This is a genomic window from Cyanothece sp. BG0011 (assembly GCF_003013815.1).
GTDB lineage: Bacteria > Cyanobacteriota > Cyanobacteriia > Cyanobacteriales > Microcystaceae > Crocosphaera.
Genome location: NZ_PRLH01000137.1, coordinates 26,101 through 46,574 on the forward strand (window position 1 = coordinate 26,101; position 20,474 = coordinate 46,574).

Annotated in this window: 27 protein-coding genes and 1 pseudogene; 8 read left to right on the forward strand and 20 right to left on the reverse strand. The window is 37.2% G+C overall.

The genetic code is table 11. The features are described 5' to 3' along the window. Positions 1–111 precede the first annotated feature (111 nt). Both C4E06_RS16380 and C4E06_RS16385 read left to right on the forward strand, forming a co-directional pair. Entirely contained in the window at positions 112–900 is a 789-nt protein-coding gene (locus C4E06_RS16380) for a class I SAM-dependent methyltransferase (protein ID WP_107669025.1), read from the forward strand. Positions 901–1,029: 129 nt separating this feature from the next. Then, positions 1,030–1,665 carry a peroxiredoxin gene (locus tag C4E06_RS16385; protein WP_009543070.1) on the forward strand — a complete coding sequence of 212 codons (636 nt, stop codon included), beginning with the start codon at positions 1,030–1,032 and terminating at the stop codon, positions 1,663–1,665. A 225-nt stretch (positions 1,666–1,890) separates the two neighbouring features. Here C4E06_RS16385 and C4E06_RS16395 read toward each other — a convergent pair. The 13 genes and pseudogenes from C4E06_RS16395 to C4E06_RS16450 form a co-directional block, all read right to left on the reverse strand. Beyond that, a pseudogene (locus tag C4E06_RS16395) lies at positions 1,891–2,793 on the reverse strand (helicase); the annotation flags it as partial. Positions 2,794–2,920: 127 nt separating this feature from the next. Beyond that, positions 2,921–3,142 (reverse strand): type II toxin-antitoxin system HicA family toxin, encoded by a 222-nt coding sequence (locus C4E06_RS16400; protein WP_107669026.1) that lies wholly within the window; start codon positions 3,140–3,142, stop codon positions 2,921–2,923. Next, positions 3,139–3,369 (reverse strand): type II toxin-antitoxin system HicB family antitoxin, encoded by a 231-nt coding sequence (locus C4E06_RS16405; RefSeq protein ID WP_107669027.1) that lies wholly within the window; start codon positions 3,367–3,369, stop codon positions 3,139–3,141. Before C4E06_RS16405 ends, C4E06_RS16400 begins: the two co-directional genes overlap by 4 nt. 133 nt (positions 3,370–3,502) lie before the next feature. Beyond that, positions 3,503–3,625: a hypothetical protein gene (locus C4E06_RS29235; protein ID WP_255412156.1), complete on the reverse strand. Its 123-nt coding sequence runs from the start codon at positions 3,623–3,625 to the stop codon at positions 3,503–3,505. A 20-nt stretch (positions 3,626–3,645) separates the two neighbouring features. Beyond that, a complete protein-coding gene (locus C4E06_RS29595) occupies positions 3,646–4,152 on the reverse strand; it encodes a transposase (protein WP_198648767.1) in 507 nt (168 codons plus the stop codon). A 493-nt stretch (positions 4,153–4,645) separates the two neighbouring features. Continuing rightward, entirely contained in the window at positions 4,646–5,077 is a 432-nt protein-coding gene (tnpA, locus tag C4E06_RS16420; protein ID WP_107669114.1) for an IS200/IS605 family transposase, read from the reverse strand. A gap of 35 nt (positions 5,078–5,112) precedes the next feature. Next, positions 5,113–5,457, reverse strand: a complete 345-nt coding sequence (locus C4E06_RS16425) for a DUF433 domain-containing protein (RefSeq protein WP_107669029.1) — start codon at positions 5,455–5,457, stop codon at positions 5,113–5,115. A gap of 98 nt (positions 5,458–5,555) precedes the next feature. Beyond that, positions 5,556–5,987: a hypothetical protein gene (locus C4E06_RS16430; RefSeq protein WP_107669030.1), complete on the reverse strand. Its 432-nt coding sequence runs from the start codon at positions 5,985–5,987 to the stop codon at positions 5,556–5,558. 9 nt (positions 5,988–5,996) lie between these two features. Then, entirely contained in the window at positions 5,997–6,443 is a 447-nt protein-coding gene (locus tag C4E06_RS16435) for a type II toxin-antitoxin system VapC family toxin (protein WP_107669031.1), read from the reverse strand. After that, positions 6,444–6,689: a hypothetical protein gene (locus C4E06_RS16440; protein WP_107669032.1), complete on the reverse strand. Its 246-nt coding sequence runs from the start codon at positions 6,687–6,689 to the stop codon at positions 6,444–6,446. Positions 6,690–6,753: 64 nt separating this feature from the next. Then, positions 6,754–6,942, reverse strand: a complete 189-nt coding sequence (locus tag C4E06_RS16445) for a hypothetical protein (protein WP_107669033.1) — start codon at positions 6,940–6,942, stop codon at positions 6,754–6,756. Next, positions 6,942–7,079, reverse strand: a complete 138-nt coding sequence (locus C4E06_RS27355; RefSeq protein ID WP_157951173.1) for a hypothetical protein — start codon at positions 7,077–7,079, stop codon at positions 6,942–6,944. Before C4E06_RS27355 ends, C4E06_RS16445 begins: the two co-directional genes overlap by 1 nt. Then, positions 7,076–7,288, reverse strand: a complete 213-nt coding sequence (locus C4E06_RS16450; protein WP_198648755.1) for a hypothetical protein — start codon at positions 7,286–7,288, stop codon at positions 7,076–7,078. Before C4E06_RS16450 ends, C4E06_RS27355 begins: the two co-directional genes overlap by 4 nt. A gap of 270 nt (positions 7,289–7,558) precedes the next feature. Here C4E06_RS16450 and rpmB point away from each other — a divergent pair, with 270 nt between their 5' ends. From rpmB to C4E06_RS16470, 5 genes are all read left to right on the forward strand, one after another. Further along, a complete protein-coding gene (gene rpmB / locus C4E06_RS16455) occupies positions 7,559–7,795 on the forward strand; it encodes a 50S ribosomal protein L28 (RefSeq protein WP_008278698.1) in 237 nt (78 codons plus the stop codon). A 118-nt stretch (positions 7,796–7,913) separates the two neighbouring features. Then, positions 7,914–8,576, forward strand: a complete 663-nt coding sequence (locus tag C4E06_RS16460; protein WP_232826273.1) for a sulfotransferase — start codon at positions 7,914–7,916, stop codon at positions 8,574–8,576. Beyond that, entirely contained in the window at positions 8,573–8,818 is a 246-nt protein-coding gene (locus tag C4E06_RS28840; protein WP_232826274.1) for a hypothetical protein, read from the forward strand. The genes C4E06_RS16460 and C4E06_RS28840 overlap by 4 nt, the downstream gene beginning before the upstream one ends. Positions 8,819–8,910: 92 nt before the next feature. Beyond that, complete coding sequence (locus C4E06_RS16465) at positions 8,911–9,801, forward strand: alpha/beta fold hydrolase (RefSeq protein WP_107669034.1); 891 nt, start codon at positions 8,911–8,913, stop codon at positions 9,799–9,801. Positions 9,802–9,901: 100 nt separating this feature from the next. Further along, a complete protein-coding gene (locus C4E06_RS16470; protein ID WP_107669035.1) occupies positions 9,902–10,831 on the forward strand; it encodes a 1-acyl-sn-glycerol-3-phosphate acyltransferase in 930 nt (309 codons plus the stop codon). Between the two features lie 55 nt (positions 10,832–10,886). On the opposite strand, the gene C4E06_RS16475 is transcribed toward C4E06_RS16470, so the two are convergent. The 4 genes from C4E06_RS16475 to C4E06_RS16490 all read right to left on the reverse strand — a co-directional run bounded on the left by C4E06_RS16475 (position 10,887) and on the right by C4E06_RS16490 (position 15,317). Next, positions 10,887–12,380 carry a M48 family metallopeptidase gene (locus tag C4E06_RS16475; protein ID WP_107669036.1) on the reverse strand — a complete coding sequence of 498 codons (1,494 nt, stop codon included), beginning with the start codon at positions 12,378–12,380 and terminating at the stop codon, positions 10,887–10,889. A gap of 151 nt (positions 12,381–12,531) precedes the next feature. Beyond that, positions 12,532–13,188, reverse strand: a complete 657-nt coding sequence (locus C4E06_RS16480) for a hypothetical protein (protein WP_107669037.1) — start codon at positions 13,186–13,188, stop codon at positions 12,532–12,534. Positions 13,189–13,284: 96 nt separating this feature from the next. Continuing rightward, positions 13,285–14,535 (reverse strand): FAD-dependent hydroxylase, encoded by a 1,251-nt coding sequence (locus C4E06_RS16485; protein WP_107669038.1) that lies wholly within the window; start codon positions 14,533–14,535, stop codon positions 13,285–13,287. A gap of 23 nt (positions 14,536–14,558) precedes the next feature. Then, a complete protein-coding gene (locus C4E06_RS16490) occupies positions 14,559–15,317 on the reverse strand; it encodes a TerC family protein (protein ID WP_107669039.1) in 759 nt (252 codons plus the stop codon). A gap of 226 nt (positions 15,318–15,543) precedes the next feature. Between C4E06_RS16490 and C4E06_RS16495 the strand changes: the two genes are divergently transcribed. Beyond that, positions 15,544–16,503: a hypothetical protein gene (locus tag C4E06_RS16495; protein ID WP_107669040.1), complete on the forward strand. Its 960-nt coding sequence runs from the start codon at positions 15,544–15,546 to the stop codon at positions 16,501–16,503. Here the strand turns inward: C4E06_RS16495 and ppk1 are convergent. The 3 genes from ppk1 to C4E06_RS16510 form a co-directional block, all read right to left on the reverse strand. After that, positions 16,500–18,671, reverse strand: a complete 2,172-nt coding sequence (gene ppk1 / locus C4E06_RS16500) for a polyphosphate kinase 1 (protein ID WP_107669041.1) — start codon at positions 18,669–18,671, stop codon at positions 16,500–16,502. The genes C4E06_RS16495 and ppk1 overlap by 4 nt on opposite strands. A 175-nt stretch (positions 18,672–18,846) precedes the next feature. Further along, positions 18,847–19,575 carry a peptidylprolyl isomerase gene (locus tag C4E06_RS16505; protein WP_107669042.1) on the reverse strand — a complete coding sequence of 243 codons (729 nt, stop codon included), beginning with the start codon at positions 19,573–19,575 and terminating at the stop codon, positions 18,847–18,849. Between the two features lie 332 nt (positions 19,576–19,907). After that, positions 19,908–20,459: a photosystem I assembly protein Ycf4 gene (locus C4E06_RS16510; RefSeq protein WP_107669043.1), complete on the reverse strand. Its 552-nt coding sequence runs from the start codon at positions 20,457–20,459 to the stop codon at positions 19,908–19,910. Positions 20,460–20,474 lie beyond the last annotated feature (15 nt).

The window sequence follows — 20,474 nt, forward strand, 5'->3', positions numbered from 1 at the left end:
TAACATTAGATTATTCTCTGGTGACATCATGATTTTAGCAGGTGAAACTAGGGGTCAACGGCCGTTGACCCCTACACTAAGGTTAGATGGTTACTGTTAGACGAATCAAAGATGATTAAGGACAAAAATCTTAAGACTTATTCCACCTCAGATGTGGTCAACTATTATCAATATTTGCAACAACTACAACCAGCAGAAGAAACGATCATTAAACTTCTCAAAAATGAATTACCAACTATGAGAATGCTGGATTTAGGAGTGGGAGGCGGTCGAACCACAAAACATTTTTTTCCTTTGGTTAAAGAGTATATTGGGGTGGATTATTCTGTCGATATGATTGAAGCTTCTAAAGAAAGATTGAGTCAGTCTTATCCCTCTCTAAAATTAAGGGTAGGAGATGCTAGAAATTTAAGTCAATTTGAAGATAATTCTTGTGATTTTATTCTCTTTAGTTTCAATGGCCTTGATTATATTTCCCATGAAGATAGATTAAAAGCTTTGCAAGAAATTAGTCGGGTGGGTAAATCTGGGGGCTATTTCTTTTTTTCTAGTCATCATCTTCATGCCATAGAAAAAGTGTTTAATTGGCAACATCATCTGAGTTTAAATCCGTTTAAAACCTACGTTAATTTGATCATGTTTGCTTTTTTGCGTGGGTTTAATGCTTCTATCTCCTATGAAACGATACAACAAAATAATTATGCTATTCTTCGGGATGAATCCCATAATTTTCGCTTACGAACTTATTATATTCGCCCCTCAGAACAAATTAAACAACTTCAACCCTTATTTAAAGATATTAAAGTCTATTCTTGGAAAACAGGCTTAGAACTCACCACAGATAATGATATGATGTCGTGCAGTGATATGTGGCTTTATTATCTCTGTCGTATCAAATAATCACTGATAACTGATAACTGTTCACTGTCTATTGACAATTATTATAAATATATAAAATTACGGCATCTTCCTAAAATCCTGTGATAGTAATAAAAATACTCCTTTGAAATTGTATAGGAAGTTACCAATATGGCTCTTCAACTCGGTGATACCGTACCTGATTTTACCCAAGAAACAAGTGAAGGAACCATCTCATTTCATGAGTGGGCCGGAGATAGCTGGGTTGTTCTGTTTTCCCACCCTGCTGATTATACCCCCGTTTGTACCACTGAATTAGGGACAGTCGCCAGTCTTAAACCGGAATTTGACAAACGTAACGTTAAAATTTTAGCTTTGAGCGTTGATAGTGTGGACTCTCATAAAGGTTGGATTAACGACATTAATGAGACCCAAAACACCAACGTTAACTATCCTATCATTGCTGATCCCGATCGCAAGGTAGCCGACTTATATGGGATGATTCACCCGAACTCTCTCAATAATCTCACTGTTCGTTCTGTTTTTATTATCGACCCTAACAAAAAATTACGCCTTACCCTAACCTATCCGGCCAGTACCGGACGCAATTTTGATGAAATTTTACGGGTGATTGATTCTTTACAATTAACCGATTACCATCAAGTAGCAACCCCTGCTAACTGGAAAGATGGAGATGATTGTGTGGTTGTTCCTTCCATTTCGACAGAGGAAGCAAAACAGAAGTTTCCTAAAGGAGTTACAGAAGTTAAACCCTATTTACGCATGACCCCTCAACCCAATAAATAGAATTATTTTTGTTGGGAAATTTTGTCGGGGTCAACCACGGTTGACCCCTATTTTAAATGTAATGTTAAAATTATGAAGTAACTATTAATAAAGCTGTTGATATCATTAATTCAGGAGTAAGACCATCGGTTATTGATTGGGAGCAATTGTTCACTCAAGTTATTAAATAACATAATTGTTGAAATAAAGCTTCACCCCAAGTCATTAACCTCAAAGAAGAAAATTCATCAAATGTTTGAGGGGAGTATTGAGGGTAAGAAACTGACGGGAAGCTTGAACAAAGTTATCATCCTGACACAGTTGTTTATGATTGACCATGGCCATCCCACTTTGCCAGATATCCTTAAGGCGATAAAATAATAAACGATCTTGTTGAGAATATTGTTGTTCTAATAAGGGACATAATTGACCCCCATGCTGAAAATAATTAGTTGACATTCTCTGCCAAAATTCTAACCGTAATCGGTCAGGAGGATAAGCCAAACTATCAAAATAGTCACAGAAATTGTCTTGATACTGCCATTCTCCTTTTAAGTTAACTAAACTCAGTAAGTCAAAAACTTCTACAGTGTCAATTTGCATCGGTGTGGCACTTAAAAGTAATAATGACCGTGTTTTATCTTTTAATTCTCTCATTAATTGATTACCTTCTACATCGGTAAATATGCCTATTTTTTCATGGAATATATGACGAGTATCTAACGGTTTATCGGGTTCAGGTAAACCATTATCTCTCAAAGGAATGGCAATTTTAATCTCTAAATAATGATGAGCAATTAACCAACTTAATATCTCAAAATGTTTCAGTTGGGCCAAGGTTTTAGGGGGTTCTAATTCTCTATCTAAACAAGTAGAAATGGCTTCTTTTAATTCATACCCTTGTTGGATAGCTGTTAAGTCTTGAGGGGAAAACTGACAGCCCATAATCAACCGCATCTTTCCTTCATTATAAAGCATGGCTCCTAATCCTCTAGCCACTTTTGAAAGTATGGCACTATTAAAAAACCCTGATTTGCGATCGTACTGTACGGCCCTTTCTAATGCAGGAATATAAAAGTCCGCAATGGGGTTATTTTCGTTGCTACTGTAGCTAATACGCCAAGGGTGAGAGGGGAGAAGAAAAGGCATGATTAAATATTTAACGCATGGTTGTTATGAGTATTCCCAAAAACTTTGTATTAATGACGTTCCTGCTTAATGATTTCAAAATAACTTTTTTTAGTTTTGTTAATATTTTTTAACTTAGTGATACAAACTATAACAGTTCGATAAATTCATCAACTGTTAAATCAACCTGTTTAATTATTGACCTTAATGTTCCTTTAGCAACTGTTTTATGATTAGGAATTGTTACTTGACATTGAGGATTTTCTCTTACCATTGTAATATGACTTCCTCTTTGCCTAAAAGTTACAAATCCTATCTTTTCCAAAGCTTTAATACATTCTTTTCCAGAGACAACGGGTAATTTACTCATACCATAACTGACGTGATTTCTATGTTGTCTTCTGGAATTAATTCACCTCTTTCTTCTAAAACTTCTAAATGAAGTGCAATGGCTTCTTTTATATTGTCTAGGGCTTCTTGACGGGTTTCTCCCTGACTAATACATCCTGGAAGACTAGGGACTTCGGCAATGACATAACCGTCTTCATCAGGATAAAGAAAAACAGTTCTTTCTTTGTTATCTTTATTGACTATCATGGTTTTTTGTAATGGATAAGGCTAGATTTTTATTTTAACATAAAAGAGAAAAACCTTCAAAATAACTTGGGTTTGTACTTAAATGGTTTTTAATGGCTTCTAACATTAATTCTTTACCTCATGAGTGTAGATATTAATTCCATAAAAATCGTTTATTTTCTGAATCAAGAGATGCTTCTGCTATCATTTCTAGCATTTCAGGATCTTCGTCAATTAAGTTATCGATAATGTCTAAAGCGTTAGTGGTTTTAGTCATTTTAAAATATCTTCTTGTGTTTAAAAAGTTTCCCATAAATAAGGATAATTTTCAGGAATATCTGAGAGATTAGCTTTAACGGGATTAAATCTAATGTATTGCCATTTTTCGAGAAACTCTTGTCTATTTCTCATAATTCGATCATATCTTTCATCTTGCCATACTGTACCAATATGTTGCATAACTTTGGGTATTTGTTTAGAACTATAACTTTTTACACTGTGCAAAATACTACTTAATGACCAGTATTCATCTGCTGATACAGATATTTGTGGAACAGGTATCTTATCTGTCAATCTTTTAGGCAAAGGTTGAACTAACCAATGAACATGATCTGGCATAATAACAATGGTAAAAGTTTTATATCTTGTATCTTTTGGATTGATACTTTCATCAAAAAATAAACAGCAATCTAAAACAATTTGTCTTGCTTCTGGAGTTAATTCTAATTTTTCCCAAGTATTAAATGTTATAAAATAAACTGACCCTGCTAATTCCCAGTGAGGTAAATATCTTTTTCCCCATATTTTCTGACATAATTCATGAACTCGATTAATTTGTTTTTCAGTAGGAGGAGTTTTATATAATCGAACCTTATTCTTATTTCGTAACTCTTCAGATAGATTGATAATTTTAGTTCAATTCATTGAACGTTATTTATTAGCCTCGAAATTAATTTCGAGGGGGGGATAATGAGATAAACTTGAAGATGGAAATAATTATCAAATCTTCCCTAAAGTAATAGATTAACCGCCTTGCAATAAATTGATAAGGCTAATAGTAATCCTTATCTCAAAATAACTTAATAAAAGATAGATTGATAATTTTAGTTCAATTCATTGAACGTTATTTATTAGCCTCGAAATTAATTTCGAGGGGGGATAATTAGATAAACTTGAAGATGGAAATAATTATCAAATCTTCCCTAAAGTAATAGATTAACCGCCTTGCAATAAATTGACAAGGCTAACAAGTAACGTTCATTCAAAATGAACTGATTTTAGTTGGATTTGATTATGTTTATTGATAATATCGATTGGGTTTATCATCATCATTTTTCTCAATTTCTAATTTTCTAATAATTGTTCCTTTACCATGATGTTCTTTTTGATTTTTAACATAATTGATAGCGATATCAAGATTTTTTACACCTACACTAAAAATCCCATAACCTCTTTGCCATTCAAACCGTTCAGTAGAAATTTTATTCAAATAATTAGAACTACTGCCTTTGATTTTTCTAACATATTCAGAAATAGCAATGGTTGGAGGAATTGAAACAATTAAATGAATATGATCAGACATTCCATTAACTTCATGAACAATCGAATTAAACTGATCAGATTTACCAATAATATAGTTATATAACTGAGTTTCTTTCTCTGGTAAAATTAAAGGATGTCTTTCTTTCGTTGCCCAAATAAGATGATAATATAGTCGCCATAATGCCATAATAACTAAACAATTAATTTTCATCAATAAGATAGTTAAGACTCATTCGTTCTTAATTTTTGTCTTTCTTTTCTTAGTTGTTTTAATTTGTCAGAAACTGGAGGCGAATTTTTTCTTTGCTGTTCTCTCATTATATACCCATGTTGTAACCAATTTTTCATATAGTCAGTCATTTTTTCTTGATTTTGTAAATAATATAAAATTGTGGCATAAACTTGTTCTAAGCTTAAAGATGGATAAGTGAGAGCAATTTCTTCTGGAGAAGATCCACAGTTTATATAGTCATTAAGAATCGTCTCGATACCTATTGTTGTTCCTTTCAATCTAATATCATTCTCTGAGACAACATAAAAGTAATCTTGAAGGGTTTGGGTAATCATATTACTCTCCTTTTAATATATTATTCCCTTAATAATAGTTCTAATTTTCCTTCATGATTAACTCTAGCAGTTAGTTTAATATTCATGGAACTTTCCTCTTATGATTCTCCTAATAAGACTCTCATTGCTTTTAAAGCAGGACTTCGTTTACCATTAGAAATTTTAGCAAACCAATAATGTGCCTCTTCATTACTCATGGCCATTATACCATCTCTAATATTAACAATTTTAGATTCTTTTCTTAACGGTTGTACTGCTTGAAACAAAATAGCTAAATTAACCCCAGACTCTTCACTTAATATATAAGGAGTCGACCGCTTATAAGATAAAGTTTTAGGGTCATAATTATTAGCTTTTAAAGTTTGATAAACTGCTTGACGAATTAATACCAATGAATGACCTTTAACTCGTCCAATACGTTTCGCTGCTGGTCTTTTTTTCTCCCCTGCTTTCTTATAAGTACACTGATATAATTCTAACGCAAAGTCGTTATCTTTTAATGGTAAAATTCTTAATTGAAACTCTTGCATATTCGATGATTATGAATTAATTTCATTGGGATGAACAATCGTGATTTCTGAATTATAGCGACGAAAATCATCAACATTAAAAGTTAAAATATGACTCAATTTATTAACTATCATGACAGCCACTAATCTTGCATCATGAACATTAACACCCTTGACTTGATCAGTTTTCACTAATGTTTCCCATTGTTTAAAGATAGCAGGAGTATCTAACATGAGTGGTAATATACTTTTTATTCTACTAATTTCTTGCTGTGTTTCACTAATAGAATAACCTAGTCCATTTTTTTCTTGAGGACGAGTGGCTACATTCCAAAACTCAATTAAGTTTTGAGGCGTAATATACATATTTTCACCTTGACTAAGTAAGACATCCATTGCATTTATTGCTATTGAAAACATAGGATGAGAAGGATCAGCACTTCTTAGTAAAATATTAGTATCTACTAAATAAGACATTTAACCCCTTTCACCATAAATTGTTTCTCTACTAATGGCTTCATCAGATAAAATAGGACTATCAATATGATGACTTTCTGCCCATTCTCGATATGCCTTTGCCCTTTCTTTTGGTGTTACTGTTGCATCGAAAGAAGTTCCCTGATCGTTCAAAGAGTCTTTTAATTTGTACTCTAAAAGTTTTCTCTCTTCGGCATTTAAAGACTCAATAATCTGGGCTAAAGATTCTACTAATTTTTGATTCATAATTATTTTAAAATTATTGTTTAATAATACTTTTTACTTTAAAATATTATATATCTTTATTCCTTTAATATTGAACTTTTGTCATTAAATTTAATCTTTCAACAGGGTTACGAGATAATGCTTGATGAATCATATTAATTTCCGTTCCATCAAACTTCACAATATCCTTAAATTCAAATAATAACTTAAGATTAATAGTACCTTGAGCATTAGGACTATTCAGTAAACTATTAATAGTATTAAAGAAACTCATCAACCCTCGACTATCCCTTGATATTCTAAACGAACAAATTGACCTTGTGCTTGAATGGTAACTGTTTGTTCAATGGTTAAAGTCAAGAAAGGTCGATTTAATAACGACAAACTGGTTCCAAGTTTCCGATAATTCATAATTGAATTAACTGTTCTTGATCTTGTACTTGAGCATAAGCTTCTCGTCCATTAGCATTATATATATCGGCCCCAATGGGACTACGCATAGGGGAACGTTGCAGTCGAGACGTTAAATCATTGGTTACTTCTTCATCAACCCCAACCGGAATATGATGGGTATGAATCAAATGGACCCAATCAGGTTTAGTTTGCCATAAATGACGCACAATTTGTGCAAATAGTCTTAAAGATCAATCAAATCTTAAGAAAAGTTAAAACTAGGAGGTGTTCTACTTACTTTGTGGAAGGTTTATAAACCAATCCTCAACTAGCAGTTGTTCCACTTTGTAGAATAAACATAACTCCCGTTATACTGCGTAGCGGTTAACGGGAGAGTATGTCAATTTCTCTGATAATGCTTACCCATAGCTGAAAACCCTTCCAGAGTTTGCTACGATTAAAGATCGGACTCGATTGTATCAACTAGGAGGTTGAAAATGTCTCGTAAATGTCAACTCACTGGAAAAAAAGCGAATAACGCTTTTGCTGTCTCCCACTCTCACCGTCGCACCAAAAAATTACAAGAAGCGAACCTACAATGGAAACGAGTCTGGTGGCCCGAAGGAAATCGTTGGGTTAGATTGCGTTTATCCACCAAAGCTATTAAAACCCTAGAAAAAAAAGGGTTAAATGCTATGGCTAAAGAAGCAGGAATTAACTTAAATAAAATGTAATCTTAGGATATATTAATTCAGGATCATAGGATAGGGGAGTAAGTCTAAAACTTTAGTTATTCTTGCTAAATTCCCCTATTATTCTTTGATTAATTAATTTATTTAATAGATAAAAACAATGAATGATTCAGATATTAAACTTCCTAACTTTCTAATTGTTGGTATTCAAAAAGCCGGAACCACATCGGTTTATAATTATTTAAAACAACATCCTGACGTTTATTTGAGTCCTGTTAAAGAAACTAATTTTTTAGAAAAAGATTGGCCAAAACTCATTGAAGAAGGTCAGCAATTTAACCCTAAGAAAATTGTCACTTTTGAACAGTATAAAAACCTCTTTAAAGACGTAACGAATGAGAGGGCAATTGGAGAAATTTCTCCTAATTACCTTTTCCATTATAAAACATCGACAGAACTAATAAAACGTTATGTTCCCAAAGCAAAATTAATTGCTATTCTACGCAATCCAGTAGAGCGGGCTATTTCTGACTATTTGATGCACGTTAGAGAAGCGCAATCAAATCGCTCATTAAAAGAACAAATACAATATCGATCCGATAAATCCTTTGTAATTACTAAAGGTAAATATTATCAACCTGTTAAACACTATTTTGAACAATTCGGTCGAGAGCAAGTTTCTATTTTTCTCTACGATGATCTTCGTAAAGATTCTAAAAAATTTATACAAGCTATCTATGAAACTATAGGGGTGAATCCTAATTTTGAACCCGATACCTCTGGAAAATCCCAAGTGGCACAAGTGCCAAAAATAAAGCAGTGAATAATCTTTTAGTCAGAAAAAATCCCATCCGTTCTTTATCAGCTAGTTTACTTAAACCCCTGTTATCCGAGAAAAAAAGACAAAAACTCCGTTCTTTGTTGATAGGAATGAACTCAAAATCAAAAGACGAAATCGACTCATTTGATGAAGAAAAAAAGCTACTCTTTAATCTATATCACGATGATATTGTCAAACTTCAAGACCTGATAGATAGAGACTTATCACCTTGGTTAACCATTTAAAAGATTTATGGATATTTTAAGATTAGGGTCAGCAGAATGAGTTATATTATGGATAAAAATACCAACTTTCATACCCTTTTAATAACTTGATCATGATCACCACGGAAACCCTATCAACCAAACCCCTAGAAACCTATTATTGGTATTGGCAAGGTCATCGCATTAAATATACAGTCAAAGGCCAAGGGGAACCCCTATTATTAATTCATGGCTTTGGTGCATCTATCGGCCACTGGCGCAATAATATTCCTGAGTTAGCCCAAGGAAACTATCGCATCTATGCCCTAGATTTATTAGGGTTTGGGGGATCTGATAAGCCTCAATTAAACTATACCGTAGAACTATGGCGAGATTTAATTAAAGATTTTTGGCAAGATCATATTAATCAACGGACCATTTTTGTGGGCAACTCCATCGGTGGTTTATTAGCCTTAATGATTATGGCCGACTATCCCCACATTAGCAAAGGGGGTGTGTTAATTAATTGTGCCGGAGGGTTAAATCATCGTCCCGATGAGTTGAATTTCCCCCTAAGAATAATTATGGGAAGCTTTACTAAGTTAGTCAATTCTTCTGTGACGGGAACCTTCATCTTTAACCGTATTCGTCAAAAACATCGCATCCGTCGCACCCTTTATCAAGTCTATTGCGATCGCAACGCAGTCACGGACGAATTAGTGGATATCCTCTATCAACCCTCTTGTGATCCTGGGGCCCAGAAAGTCTTTGCCTCAGTGTTAACGGCACCTCCTGGACCTCACCCTCAAACCTTATTACCGAAGATCGATCAACCCCTATTAGTCTTATGGGGAACTGATGATCCTTGGACTCCCATTAAAGGATCAGCCATGTATCAAGAAAGGGCAAAAAATGGAGACAATACCACTTTTTATCCTATCGAAAAAGCAGGCCATTGTCCCCATGACGAAAAACCCCAACAAGTCAATGAGTTGATTTTGACTTGGCTAAACTCTCTTAAATAATGATTAATTCTTCCTTTGTACCATTGAAGAAACTGGCCTGATCTTTGCTTGATATCACTCAATTTCGAGGGAAAATGAGTTAAAGTTTCAAGTTGCGATCATGTCAGTGTCCCTCGAATCGGTTAATACTCAACCCCCCATTACTCCAGACACCATTCAACGGGCAAAAGAAGCCTTATCCGATGCTCAAAACCCCGTCATTAAACAAGCCATTCAACAGGGCTTAAATGACCTAGAAACCCTAGCAGAAGGGAAATTTGACCCCCCTATCAATGGTCAGCTGCGTCGTTGGATTTTGCGATCGCTCATTCACAGTCTTTTTCGAGTCAAAATAGACTATCCCCAACGCATCCCCCGTCGTCCCGTTATTTTAGTGGGTAACCATCTCAACCATATTGACCCTTTTTTGTTGTTATCAGAGTGCTTTGCCTCCCCTTATTTCCACATTTTAGGGGATGCTCGTACCCTCTATAATAAATGGTGGAAACGCTTTATTTTGGGGCTTTCGGGTGGGGTTATTCCCCTAGAACGTCGGTGGGGTCAAGAAACCGCTATCATTGAAGCAGCCGAAGCAGGCCATAAAGGTTTAAAGCCCTTAGCCCAAGCAATTAAGGAAAATGTCCCCTCTGGGGAATCTATCAAAACCCTACGTCAGATTAACAAGGCAGTACAAGTTATTTTAGAACAAGAACAGGGATTAATGCTATTTCCCGAAGGTCGTCTAGGGACAACCGAAGGCAAGTTAAGCCTTCCCCTGAAACGAGGAACCGCTATCTATGCGTTACGCAGTGGGGTTCCGGTGGTTCCGGTGGCGTTAGTGGGGACCCAACATTTATATTATCGCAAAACTCTAACCCTTCGCTTTGGGGAACCTTTACACTTCCCTCAAGTTAAACACCCTAAACATAAGAACATTGATAAAGTATTAAATGAGTTAGAAAATGCTTTATTTGAGTTACTACCGTCTAATTATCAAGAACCCGATGAATTGAAACTATTTTCAGACTTTTTGAATCATTTTTTCTGTTAAAACTTGTCTAAAAGTTGGTCATTAATTGTACTGGTTCAAGATATGAGTTTAACCCTCACTGTAGGTTCTTTAGTCTTTCTTTAATTTCTTGATGTCTTTTGATTCCCATATAACGATAAGGATCATAACCCTTATCCACCAACAGTTTTTCTAAGTATGTTACCCTATCAACCGGTGCCGGATGGGTTGATAAATAGCTGGTGGGTTCGTTCCCGGATGCTTCTTTTAAGATAACCATAAAGTCCCGTAAACCGTCGGCAGCATAGCCGGCAGAAGCTAACATTTTAGTTCCTAAAATATCTGATTGGGTTTCCGCTTCTCGACTGTAAGCAAGGTTCATTAAATTTGATATTCTGCTAATAAAAGGAATTCCTTGTTCTAATTCTTGAACACTGCCTACAACTTGCCCCGAACTGTTGATAAAACTCGCCCTCGCCATTTTTAAGAACCCGTGAGAAAGAACAGCATGGGCAATTTCATGACCCATTAATCCAGCAATTTCGGCCTCAGAATTAGCAGCCATAATTGCCCCCGTATTCACGACAATTTTACCGCCGGGTAAAGCAAAAGCATTAATATTGGGGTCTTTAACCACATAATATTCATACTCAAAATCTCGACCCATATAAGGGGTCATTTTTCCTGCAATTCCCTTGATATAATTCACGACTTCTTCATCTTCTACTAGCTGGTTTCTTGACCGTTGATCATTAACAAAAGCAGAAATATAAGCATCTCCTAAACTTGATTCTCCCTGCAACATTAAAGCAATCATTTGTAGTCCAGAAACCGCTTGATAGGGATCATTTTTCAGAAAGGCAGCCCCACCACTTAACAAGGTGGTAAAAACCGTTTTAGAAATTAATTCCCCTTGAATTTTTCCTTCAAATTGACCTAAATATTGATCCGCTAATTTTCCAAAAGCTTCGGCTTCGGGATAATCATCATTAATAATAGAAAACTGTCTAGCAGCAATAGAAGCTTCTAAAAACTTGCCTTCTTCGGCTAAGAGTTCAATTCTAGTTTTTAATAAACCAGGATCACTAGGATAAAATTGAGAGACTCTAGAAATGACTTCACTCGCTGTTTTCGGTTGCTCTTCTTTAGCACTATTTTCGCAAAATTCTGCTTCTTTTTGACAAAATTCTGCTAACTTAATATGAGCCGGAATAAACTCTGGATAACGAGCAGTCATGAGTTGCAAATAAACAAAAGCTTTACTTTTTTGATTCTCACTTTCTAACCCTTCAAGTGCCTGAGTCCAAAACCGTTCACCGCTTCCTAATTCCTCGATTTCATAAACAGGTTCAGGAATATCGCTTATAGTCTTTTCTTCACTATTTAAATGGGGTTTACATTGACGATATAAAGGAATGGCTTCTTCTATGTTGCCTTGTTGATACCATTCATCAGCTTGTAGTAGGGTTTCATTACATTCTTTATTTTGGGTTACGTCTACACTATGAACCCCCGAAACATTAAAAAGAATCAATCCACTAGCAACCAGGAAACTAATAACGATCCATTGTAATGGTTTATGTTTTTTCATCGCGGATTAAGTTTTATTTTAAAAATAACTTCAACAAATAAGATTAGTAACTTAGGGAACCATACCATGAATTGAGAGCCAGTAATCTCAATCAATGATTATGCAATGTATCCCTTACAATAACAACCCTTTTAGACTTTGCCAAGGTCACTTAACGAGAAGTTAATTCAAGGGAAGATTGTAACTGTAAAAGATGAACACGGCCTGCATTAATTTCGACCACTCTAATATTATCAGGACTACTCATACCCTTGATAATACCGAAAGCAGCACCGCCAAAACCTCCCCGTTGCATATTAGGAATAGCGGCACCTACTGCACCCCCAATAGAGGTGGCTAAGTTACCATATACTTTACTACCTTGTCGGGCCATTTCTTCGGCGGTTCGTCTGGTAATGGTTCTTCCGGGTAACATAGAACTATGAGCATTAATCGGAATCATTTGACCATTGAGAATAATCGATTCTGCTACCAATAAAGCCCCATCTTGATAAGGTTGCACTTTCACACTAATAGGTGTATTGGCCGGAATCACAATCTCCCCCGATGGTGACTTAATATCCTGCATTAAAGGTAGAATAATGGGGGCTGAGTCTCCTTGCCCCACATCAACAATCATATTGTCTGGAAAGGTCACTAATAAGGCAGTCGATTGAGGTAAAATAATGTCTTGATTAGTAACAGTTTCCTGGGCAACGGAAGCGTTAATAATAATATCAGGGTGAGGTGTGGCCGTAACAGGAACGGTTAAGGTAGCCAGAGAAACGAGACCGAGAGAAACTTGAGTAATAACCTTAGATAATGTCATGATGCACGCCTTAAATGTTGTGTTTGTTTTCTACACTTATTAAGTCGTTGTCATCATGGATAGCTTATGCAGTCTATTTTACTTTTAATTAACCGCTCACTGTTCACTGATCACTGATAATGGACGTTTCCCTAATAACCCTGTCATCAATTGTAAGGCTAACTTTTTAAACGGTGGTAACCCCATCATTAACCGTAACCCTAAACGACGAATAACCATTATGGGTAATATCTGGTTAGAAAAGAACCGATCCAAAAAGTCTGTAAATCCTAAAATCACCCAATTTTCCCATTTGCGCCAACGTTCATACCGTTTCAAGACTTTAATATCTCCGATATCTTCCCCGTTTTTATGGGCCTGTTGAATCACTTGGGCTAAGGCCGCAACGTCTCTAATGCCTAGATTTAAGCCTTGTCCTCCCACTGGGTGACAACAATGGGCTGCATCTCCCACTAAGGCCAGACGCGACTGGGTATAATGATCACTTTGCATCAATTGGACAGGGAATAAATAGCGATCGCTGTCTAAGGTAATTTCTCCTAACGATCCTTGGGTCCGTTCTTGTAATTTCTTGAGAAATTCCGTCTTATCTAACGCTAGCAATTCTTGCGCTTGGGCGTGGGGGGCAGTCCAAACGATCTGACACCGATTCCCCGGCAACGGTAAAATGCCCATGGGCCCACTGTAGCAAAACCGTTCAAACGCCACGTCATTACGAGGGGCGGTGTGTTCAATGGTAAAGGTAACGCAGGACTGCCAATATTTCCACCCTTGGGTTTTGATCTGGGCCAGAGAACGAATGAACGATCGCGGACCATCGGCCCCAATGACTAACTTGCTGTGTAACGGTTGGGTAATGCCGTCTTTTTCTACGGTAACGATGGCTTCTGTGTCCCCATAGGTTACGTCCACCACTTTAGCCGGACACAACCATTCAATGTTAGAACAAACAGCGATCGCTGTTTGTAAGGTCCGTAAAATGACCCCGTGATCTCCGACATACCCTAGATAGTCTGTTCCGAGATCGGCCGTTTCAAAGGTGACCACTCCTGGATAATCCGCATCCGAGAGACGAATATGACGAAATTTGCCAATCTGGGGCAATATTTCTGACCAAACCCCGATGGAGTCAAAAATCTTGCCTGACAGCAGTGAAAGGGCATAAGACCGCCCTCTAGAAGCCACTTTTTCTAGGGATTGCACCTCAATGAGCTTAATCTTTAACCCAGAATCTTTTAGGGATAGGGCTAAGGTTGCCCCGACGATACCACCGCCAACGATTGCCAGATCGCAATCTAACGGGGTTGTTACATTGGTTTGAGGAGAGGGAATGGTTGTTACGGTCATATTCAAGATAACAAGGTCACTATCTACACTTCGGAGGAAATTTTTTCGGGTTCGTTATTAATTTGATTGTCCCTAGATTCGCCAAGAATTTCAACATCATTTTGTGAGTCCGGGTTACGCTTAGAAAAACCCCAGACAAAGATCGAAGCAATCACCCCAATCATTAACCATTCTGGGGGAACCCATTCAGGGTTGATCACTCGGACTAAGAGGCGTAATCCCACAAAACCAACGGTGATAAACCCGGCATCTTCGAGATAGGTATATTCTTGTAACCAACGAATAAATAATTCTGCTAGAAATCGTAGGGTGATCACGCCAATGGTTCCCCCGGCCAAAATTAACCAAATTTCGTCAGCTAAAGCGATCGCTGTGGTAACACTATCTAAAGAAAAGGCTAAATCTGTCACCGCAATCAAAGGGATTGCTTGCCAAAGAGAGGCAAACTGTGGGCCATGATGATGATCCGCTTCATTCTCGTCGGAGGTAAAATAATTAAACACTAACCATAAGAGATAGGCTGCCCCCAATAGTTCAAATTGCCAATATTGAACCACCCAGGTTGCGGTTAAAATCAAGGACATTCGCAGAACATACGCCACCACCAACCCTACATTCAGGGCAGATCGTTGCATTTTTGGGTCTTTTAATCCTTGGGCAATAGCAGCTAAAGCGATGGCATTATCGGCCGATAACACTGCTTCTAAAGCAATTAAAATGATTAGTAAGACAGGGGTTTTAAGACTGAGAGCGAGAGAAGAGTCAAGAATCTGGTCTAACATTCAAAAATTAGGGATGAATAAGTGCAAGCAATAAAATAACGACAGTTAAGATGTCGTCACTGTTTTATGATCTAAATGATTCCTTAAGTCAATGATAATGTATTTAACAAAATCTCGTCAGATTTCTCATTTTTCTTCAACCCTAGCTTAGAATTGATGGAGTCATCGGTTAGCCGACTCAATCAGCTTTTTGTTGAGTTCAATGGACTCAGAATAACCCATCAAGATGAATCATCGCCCACAATTTCCTAATCCCCTACAACCCCTCAGCGTTAAAAGAATTATTACTGGTGCGTTGAGATTATATCGCGATCGCTTTAAAGCATACTTTTCATTATCACTACAAGCGAGTCTCTGGACGCTTTTCCCCTATCTTATTTTATTAAGCTTAATTACTATTGTTACGATTATTTTTACTGTTTTGGGATTTTTAGGGGAGAATGATTTAAAATACTATGCTTGGATTGGTGGATTTTTAATTACCCTCTTAGTGTTTTGCTTATGGCTTTTATTTGCTATTTATTGTTGGTGTCATTCCTTAAAAAACGCTGCTTTACTCTCCCGTTTCGCTTTTAAAGAAATTATTTATCAACCAGAACCCATTCAAGAAGTTCAAAAAAATCTGCGAAAATTTTGGTCTTTTTACGGGTTACAAGTGGTTATCAGTCTCATTATCTCAGGCATCAGTCTGTTATTATCTATGGTTCAATGGTTATTCGTTGAATTGCCAACTTATTTAATCAATCAACCTTTTATTAGCGATCTATTGGGATTAATTGGAAATCTATTATATTTAATTATTTATGTTTGGTGTTACCTTCATTTTTTTATCGCTGAAACTATTTTTGTCATTGAAGATGACCTAGGAATGATCAATTCCATCAAAAAAAGTTGGCAACTAACTAATTCTTATATTTGGCCGATTGTGTTAATTGTCTTCTGTGCTTTTTTAGTGACTATTCCCGTCTATTTTATCGCAGCTATTCCTATTTTATCAGTGATCCCGTTATTTAATATTAATGAAACCACTGATCTAACTATTTATGGAATAATTGCTTTAGGATTTTTAGGCTCAATGCTCCTCTTTTGGTTACTGAATATTGTTGCTTTGCCCTTTTGGCAAATAGTAAAAGGCATTATTTATTATGCCCTTACGATTAATGAAAACCCTGAAAATGCCAATTAAATAGAGTCTTTAGCTGATTTTAATGCCATCTCTCTAAAGGTTTTTTGAGAACTTTGTTGATGATCTTTACTTTGGGGTTGACGTTGAATATAACTACCATCACTTTGTAATTCCCAAGCTTGACGATTATCAGATAACATCACTCCTAATATTTCTTGTAATTCTTGAGCAATGTTAGGATCTTCGATGGGGGTAACCGCTTCAACCCGACGGGAAAGATTGCGTGTCATCCAATCTGCACTACCGATATAAATCTCTTCTTCCCCTCCATTATGAAAGTAAAAAATCCGTGAATGTTCCAAGAAACGACCCACAATACTAATCACATTAATATTATCACTAACCCCCTTGACCCCAGGTCTTAAACAACAAATTCCCCGTATAATTAAATCAATTTTTACCCCCGTTTGAGACGCTTTATAAAGGGTTTCAATGATTTGAGAATCCACCAAAGAATTCATTTTGGCCACAATGCGACCACTACCTCCATTGCGACAATGTTCCGCTTCTCGATTAATCATAGACACCATGCGATCGCGCATATTCACAGGGGCAACTAATAATTTACGATAAGATTTTTGACGGGAATAACCGGTTAAAAAGTTAAATAAATCCGTTAAATCTGCCCCTAATTTTTCTCGACAGCTTAAAAGTCCTAAATCGGTGTACAATTTCGCTGTTTTAGGATTATAATTTCCTGTCCCAATATGGACATAACGACGGATTTGTTTACCTTCTCGACGAACAATTAAAATAATTTTGGTATGGGTTTTTAATCCCACCAAACCATAGACCACATGAACCCCAGATTGTTCTAAACGGCGGGCCCAAATAATGTTATTTTCTTCGTCAAACCTAGCTTTTAATTCCACTAAAGCGGCCACTTGTTTACCATTAGCAGCCGCAGCAATTAAAGCGTTGACAATGGGAGAATCCCCTGAGGTTCTATATAAGGTCATTTTGATGGTTAAAACATCAGGATCATAAGCCGCTTGGGTAATAAATTGTTGGACAGAAGAACTAAAAGAATGATAAGGATGATGAACTAAAATATCCCCTCGACGAATAACCGAAAAAATGTCTTCTCCTTCCCGTTGAACCTTCCCTTCATCGTTATCATCCACTATCTTTTTGACCGATTGTAAGGCCGGGGGAATGACTGCACTCCAAGGTTCATCTTTCAAGTCTGGACAAGGAAGAGACATAAAATAAAATAGGTCTTTTAATCCTAATAATCCTTCGATATCATAGACATCAATTTCTTCTAAATTTAAATCTTCGATGAGTTGATTTCTAATGGGTTCGGGGGTACTTGCATGAAGTTCTAACCGTACGGCAGACTTGCCAATATGTCGTTTTCTTAATTCTTGTTCGATGGCTAATAATAAATCATCCGCTTCGTCTTCTTCTACGGATAAATCGGCATTTCTGGTGACTCGAAAGGGATGACATTCTTGAACAATCATCCCCGGAAATAACGCCTCAAGATTATGGGCAATCACTTGTTCTAAAGGGACTCCTGTCCAGATAGCCGTTTGATCGTCTTCTTGATGTCTTAATTCTGGAGGAAGGGCCACAAAACGGGGTAATACACCAGGCACTTTTACCCGTGCAAAATGTTCTTCGTTTGTGTCCGGGTCTCGGACCACAACCCCTAAGTTTAAACTCAGATTAGAAATGTAGGGAAAAGGATGAGAAGGATCAACCGCTAAAGGTGTTAAAACAGGAAAAATATTATCATCAAAATACTGATGTAAATAGGTTCGTTGTTCTTGATCAAGGTCTACATAATTAATTAAATAAATTCCTTGATTAATTAATAAATTTCTTAAAGTGTATTCAAAAAGATGATCTTGTTCTTTAACTAAAGGGCGCAGACGGTCACGAATAGCGGTTAATTGTTCTAAAGGAGTCCGTCCGTCGACGCTTAATTTGCTTACCCCTGCTTCTACCTGTTGTTTTAATCCTGCTACCCTAACCATAAAAAACTCATCTAAATTTGAGCTAAAAATAGCCGTAAATTTTAGTCTTTCTAATAAAGGAGTCCGAGAGTCTAAGGCTTCATTTAAAACACGATAATTAAACTCTAACCAACTCAGTTCCCGATTAAAATAATATTGGGGATCTTGAAGATTAATGTCTGTTTCTTTCGCTTTTGTCTGTGCCATAATTTTAGTGTTCTCCTAACTCGCGGACTCCTAAGATTTAGGTTCTTTTGAAGAGGTTGCAAGGTATAAAGTTGACGATCAAAGTAATCGCTCTCGATTTTAGCTTAACTTATCATCGAGAGCGTTATTGTTGGGTTAAGAAAATCAGACCCCGTTGTTAACGGGTGAGTTTAATTTATTTTTTCAAGTTTTCTAAACCAGAAACCACCTTAGCCGAGTCGATGCGATCGCCTTGTTGTATCCCGTCAACCACATCCATTCCCTCGGTGACTTTACCAAATACGGCATAGTCTCCATTGAGAAATTCTAAATCGGATAAGGCAAAATAAAATTGAGACGAAGCAGAATCCGGCATTCCAGAACGGGCCATGGCCACCGCGCCCCGTTCATGTTCGAGAACTACAGGTTGAGACATGGCGGTACGGTTGCCCTGTTGCCCTAGTGCTTTACTATAGGTGGGTTTTTCGTCCCCTTCTAGCTTAATTTCGAGGGGAATGCGTCGTTCTTGTTTGGTTTGAGGGTCAACAAAGCCCCCCATTCCTGTGCCTTGGGGATCACCACCTTGAGCCACAAAGGGTTGAGGATCTTTGACCACACGGTGGAAGGTTAACCCATTATAAAAACCCCGCTCTACTAAATCCACGAAGTTTCCGGCGGTAATGGGAGCCTCTTCTCCTTTAACTTCTATGGTGACAGGGGAACCATTAATGGTCATTTCCACCACAGCATTCCCTTCTAATCTCGGATAATTATCCATATTTAATTGACTCACTTGTTGATTTTCACTAGGACTAACGACAGTCTCGGAGTTGCTATTGGCATTAGAACAGCCACTTATCATCAACCCAGACACTAAGATAAGACAGGCTAAGGTGCTTAACCAGCGTTTTTTTAGGTTTCTCATAGATATCTTCAAGGTTAATCTTGGTTTGAGTCTTCTGTATACTCCCCAATCTTACTGGGTGGGGGGTTGGGGTAACACGAAGAAGATATATCTATCGTTTCCCCAGTCTCGTCTTATCGAAAAATCAAGGGTCTAAAACCCCGTCCGTCTTGATGCAGTCGCTCCTTGCTGGGAACCACCAAGACCGCGCTGCATCGCTTTAGGACGTAATGTGCTATTCTAGCACCATACGGGAGGGCATCCCGAAATTTACGCCTTGGGAGATATGAATAAATAAGACCAGTAATGGCACGTTCAGCCCAGGAAGCTTCTCGCCTAACAGCAGAAGTATGTCACAACCCTTCTAAAGGAACCCCCATAAAACTGGCTAATTCTGCCCCTTCGTTTTCTAATTCTGAGAGGGACATAGGTTGGCCCACACGGGTTAGGGGAACATCTCGTTTTTGCTTAACCTTTAAGTAAAGTTTGCGTTTGGTATTTAATCCTTCTTGAATTTCAGCTTTAACTGCTTGAACATCTTCGAGGGGACAAGTGAATTCAACGCGACGATTTTTCCCCGGAAACCCCCAACGAAAAATTTTAACTTGATTGGTTTGTTTATTGAATTCGTTGTAACCTCCCCCCACATTCAAGATAATCATCAACCATTGATAGGATGCCAAAAGAGACCCGGCTATTCCATAGAATAGTAAAGCGACTCCTTGGGGGATAAATTGAAGGGAAGAGGTATCACTGACAATGAGTAGATTGGTGTGTAAATAACTCGAAAGTCCTGCTAAAAAGAAGCCAATACCGCCAATTGTTGACACTGTTGCCCACCAGTAATTACTGAAACGGCGAGAACCGATTACGTCTTGACGAAAAATGAGGCGATCGCTTGTCATAGCCGTTGCCTTTGT

Excerpts from the sequence above, each read along its gene's own strand:
- C4E06_RS29235 (WP_255412156.1), bottom strand. The coding sequence starts at position 3,625 with ATGACTAAAACCACTAACGCTTTAGACATTATCGATAACTTAATTGAC.
- C4E06_RS16440 (WP_107669032.1), bottom strand. The coding sequence starts at position 6,689 with ATGAATCAAAAATTAGTAGAATCTTTAGCCCAGATTATTGAGTCTTTA.
- tnpA (WP_107669114.1), bottom strand. The coding sequence starts at position 5,077 with ATGGCATTATGGCGACTATATTATCATCTTATTTGGGCAACGAAAGAA.
- C4E06_RS16480 (WP_107669037.1), bottom strand. The coding sequence starts at position 13,188 with ATGACATTATCTAAGGTTATTACTCAAGTTTCTCTCGGTCTCGTTTCT.
- C4E06_RS16400 (WP_107669026.1), bottom strand. The coding sequence starts at position 3,142 with ATGAGTAAATTACCCGTTGTCTCTGGAAAAGAATGTATTAAAGCTTTG.
- C4E06_RS16425 (WP_107669029.1), bottom strand. The coding sequence starts at position 5,457 with ATGATTACCCAAACCCTTCAAGATTACTTTTATGTTGTCTCAGAGAAT.
- C4E06_RS16435 (WP_107669031.1), bottom strand. The coding sequence starts at position 6,443 with ATGTCTTATTTAGTAGATACTAATATTTTACTAAGAAGTGCTGATCCT.
- rpmB (WP_008278698.1), top strand. The coding sequence starts at position 7,559 with ATGTCTCGTAAATGTCAACTCACTGGAAAAAAAGCGAATAACGCTTTT.
- C4E06_RS16430 (WP_107669030.1), bottom strand. The coding sequence starts at position 5,987 with ATGCAAGAGTTTCAATTAAGAATTTTACCATTAAAAGATAACGACTTT.
- C4E06_RS16475 (WP_107669036.1), bottom strand. The coding sequence starts at position 12,380 with ATGAAAAAACATAAACCATTACAATGGATCGTTATTAGTTTCCTGGTT.
- ppk1 (WP_107669041.1), bottom strand. The coding sequence starts at position 18,671 with ATGGCACAGACAAAAGCGAAAGAAACAGACATTAATCTTCAAGATCCC.
- C4E06_RS16380 (WP_107669025.1), top strand. The coding sequence starts at position 112 with ATGATTAAGGACAAAAATCTTAAGACTTATTCCACCTCAGATGTGGTC.
- C4E06_RS16470 (WP_107669035.1), top strand. The coding sequence starts at position 9,902 with ATGTCAGTGTCCCTCGAATCGGTTAATACTCAACCCCCCATTACTCCA.
- C4E06_RS16495 (WP_107669040.1), top strand. The coding sequence starts at position 15,544 with ATGAATCATCGCCCACAATTTCCTAATCCCCTACAACCCCTCAGCGTT.
- C4E06_RS16385 (WP_009543070.1), top strand. The coding sequence starts at position 1,030 with ATGGCTCTTCAACTCGGTGATACCGTACCTGATTTTACCCAAGAAACA.
- C4E06_RS16510 (WP_107669043.1), bottom strand. The coding sequence starts at position 20,459 with ATGACAAGCGATCGCCTCATTTTTCGTCAAGACGTAATCGGTTCTCGC.
- C4E06_RS16490 (WP_107669039.1), bottom strand. The coding sequence starts at position 15,317 with ATGTTAGACCAGATTCTTGACTCTTCTCTCGCTCTCAGTCTTAAAACC.
- C4E06_RS27355 (WP_157951173.1), bottom strand. The coding sequence starts at position 7,079 with ATGAATTATCGGAAACTTGGAACCAGTTTGTCGTTATTAAATCGACCT.
- C4E06_RS16465 (WP_107669034.1), top strand. The coding sequence starts at position 8,911 with ATGATCACCACGGAAACCCTATCAACCAAACCCCTAGAAACCTATTAT.
- C4E06_RS16485 (WP_107669038.1), bottom strand. The coding sequence starts at position 14,535 with ATGACCGTAACAACCATTCCCTCTCCTCAAACCAATGTAACAACCCCG.
- C4E06_RS16445 (WP_107669033.1), bottom strand. The coding sequence starts at position 6,942 with ATGAGTTTCTTTAATACTATTAATAGTTTACTGAATAGTCCTAATGCT.
- C4E06_RS16505 (WP_107669042.1), bottom strand. The coding sequence starts at position 19,575 with ATGAGAAACCTAAAAAAACGCTGGTTAAGCACCTTAGCCTGTCTTATC.
- C4E06_RS16405 (WP_107669027.1), bottom strand. The coding sequence starts at position 3,369 with ATGATAGTCAATAAAGATAACAAAGAAAGAACTGTTTTTCTTTATCCT.
- C4E06_RS16460 (WP_232826273.1), top strand. The coding sequence starts at position 7,914 with ATGAATGATTCAGATATTAAACTTCCTAACTTTCTAATTGTTGGTATT.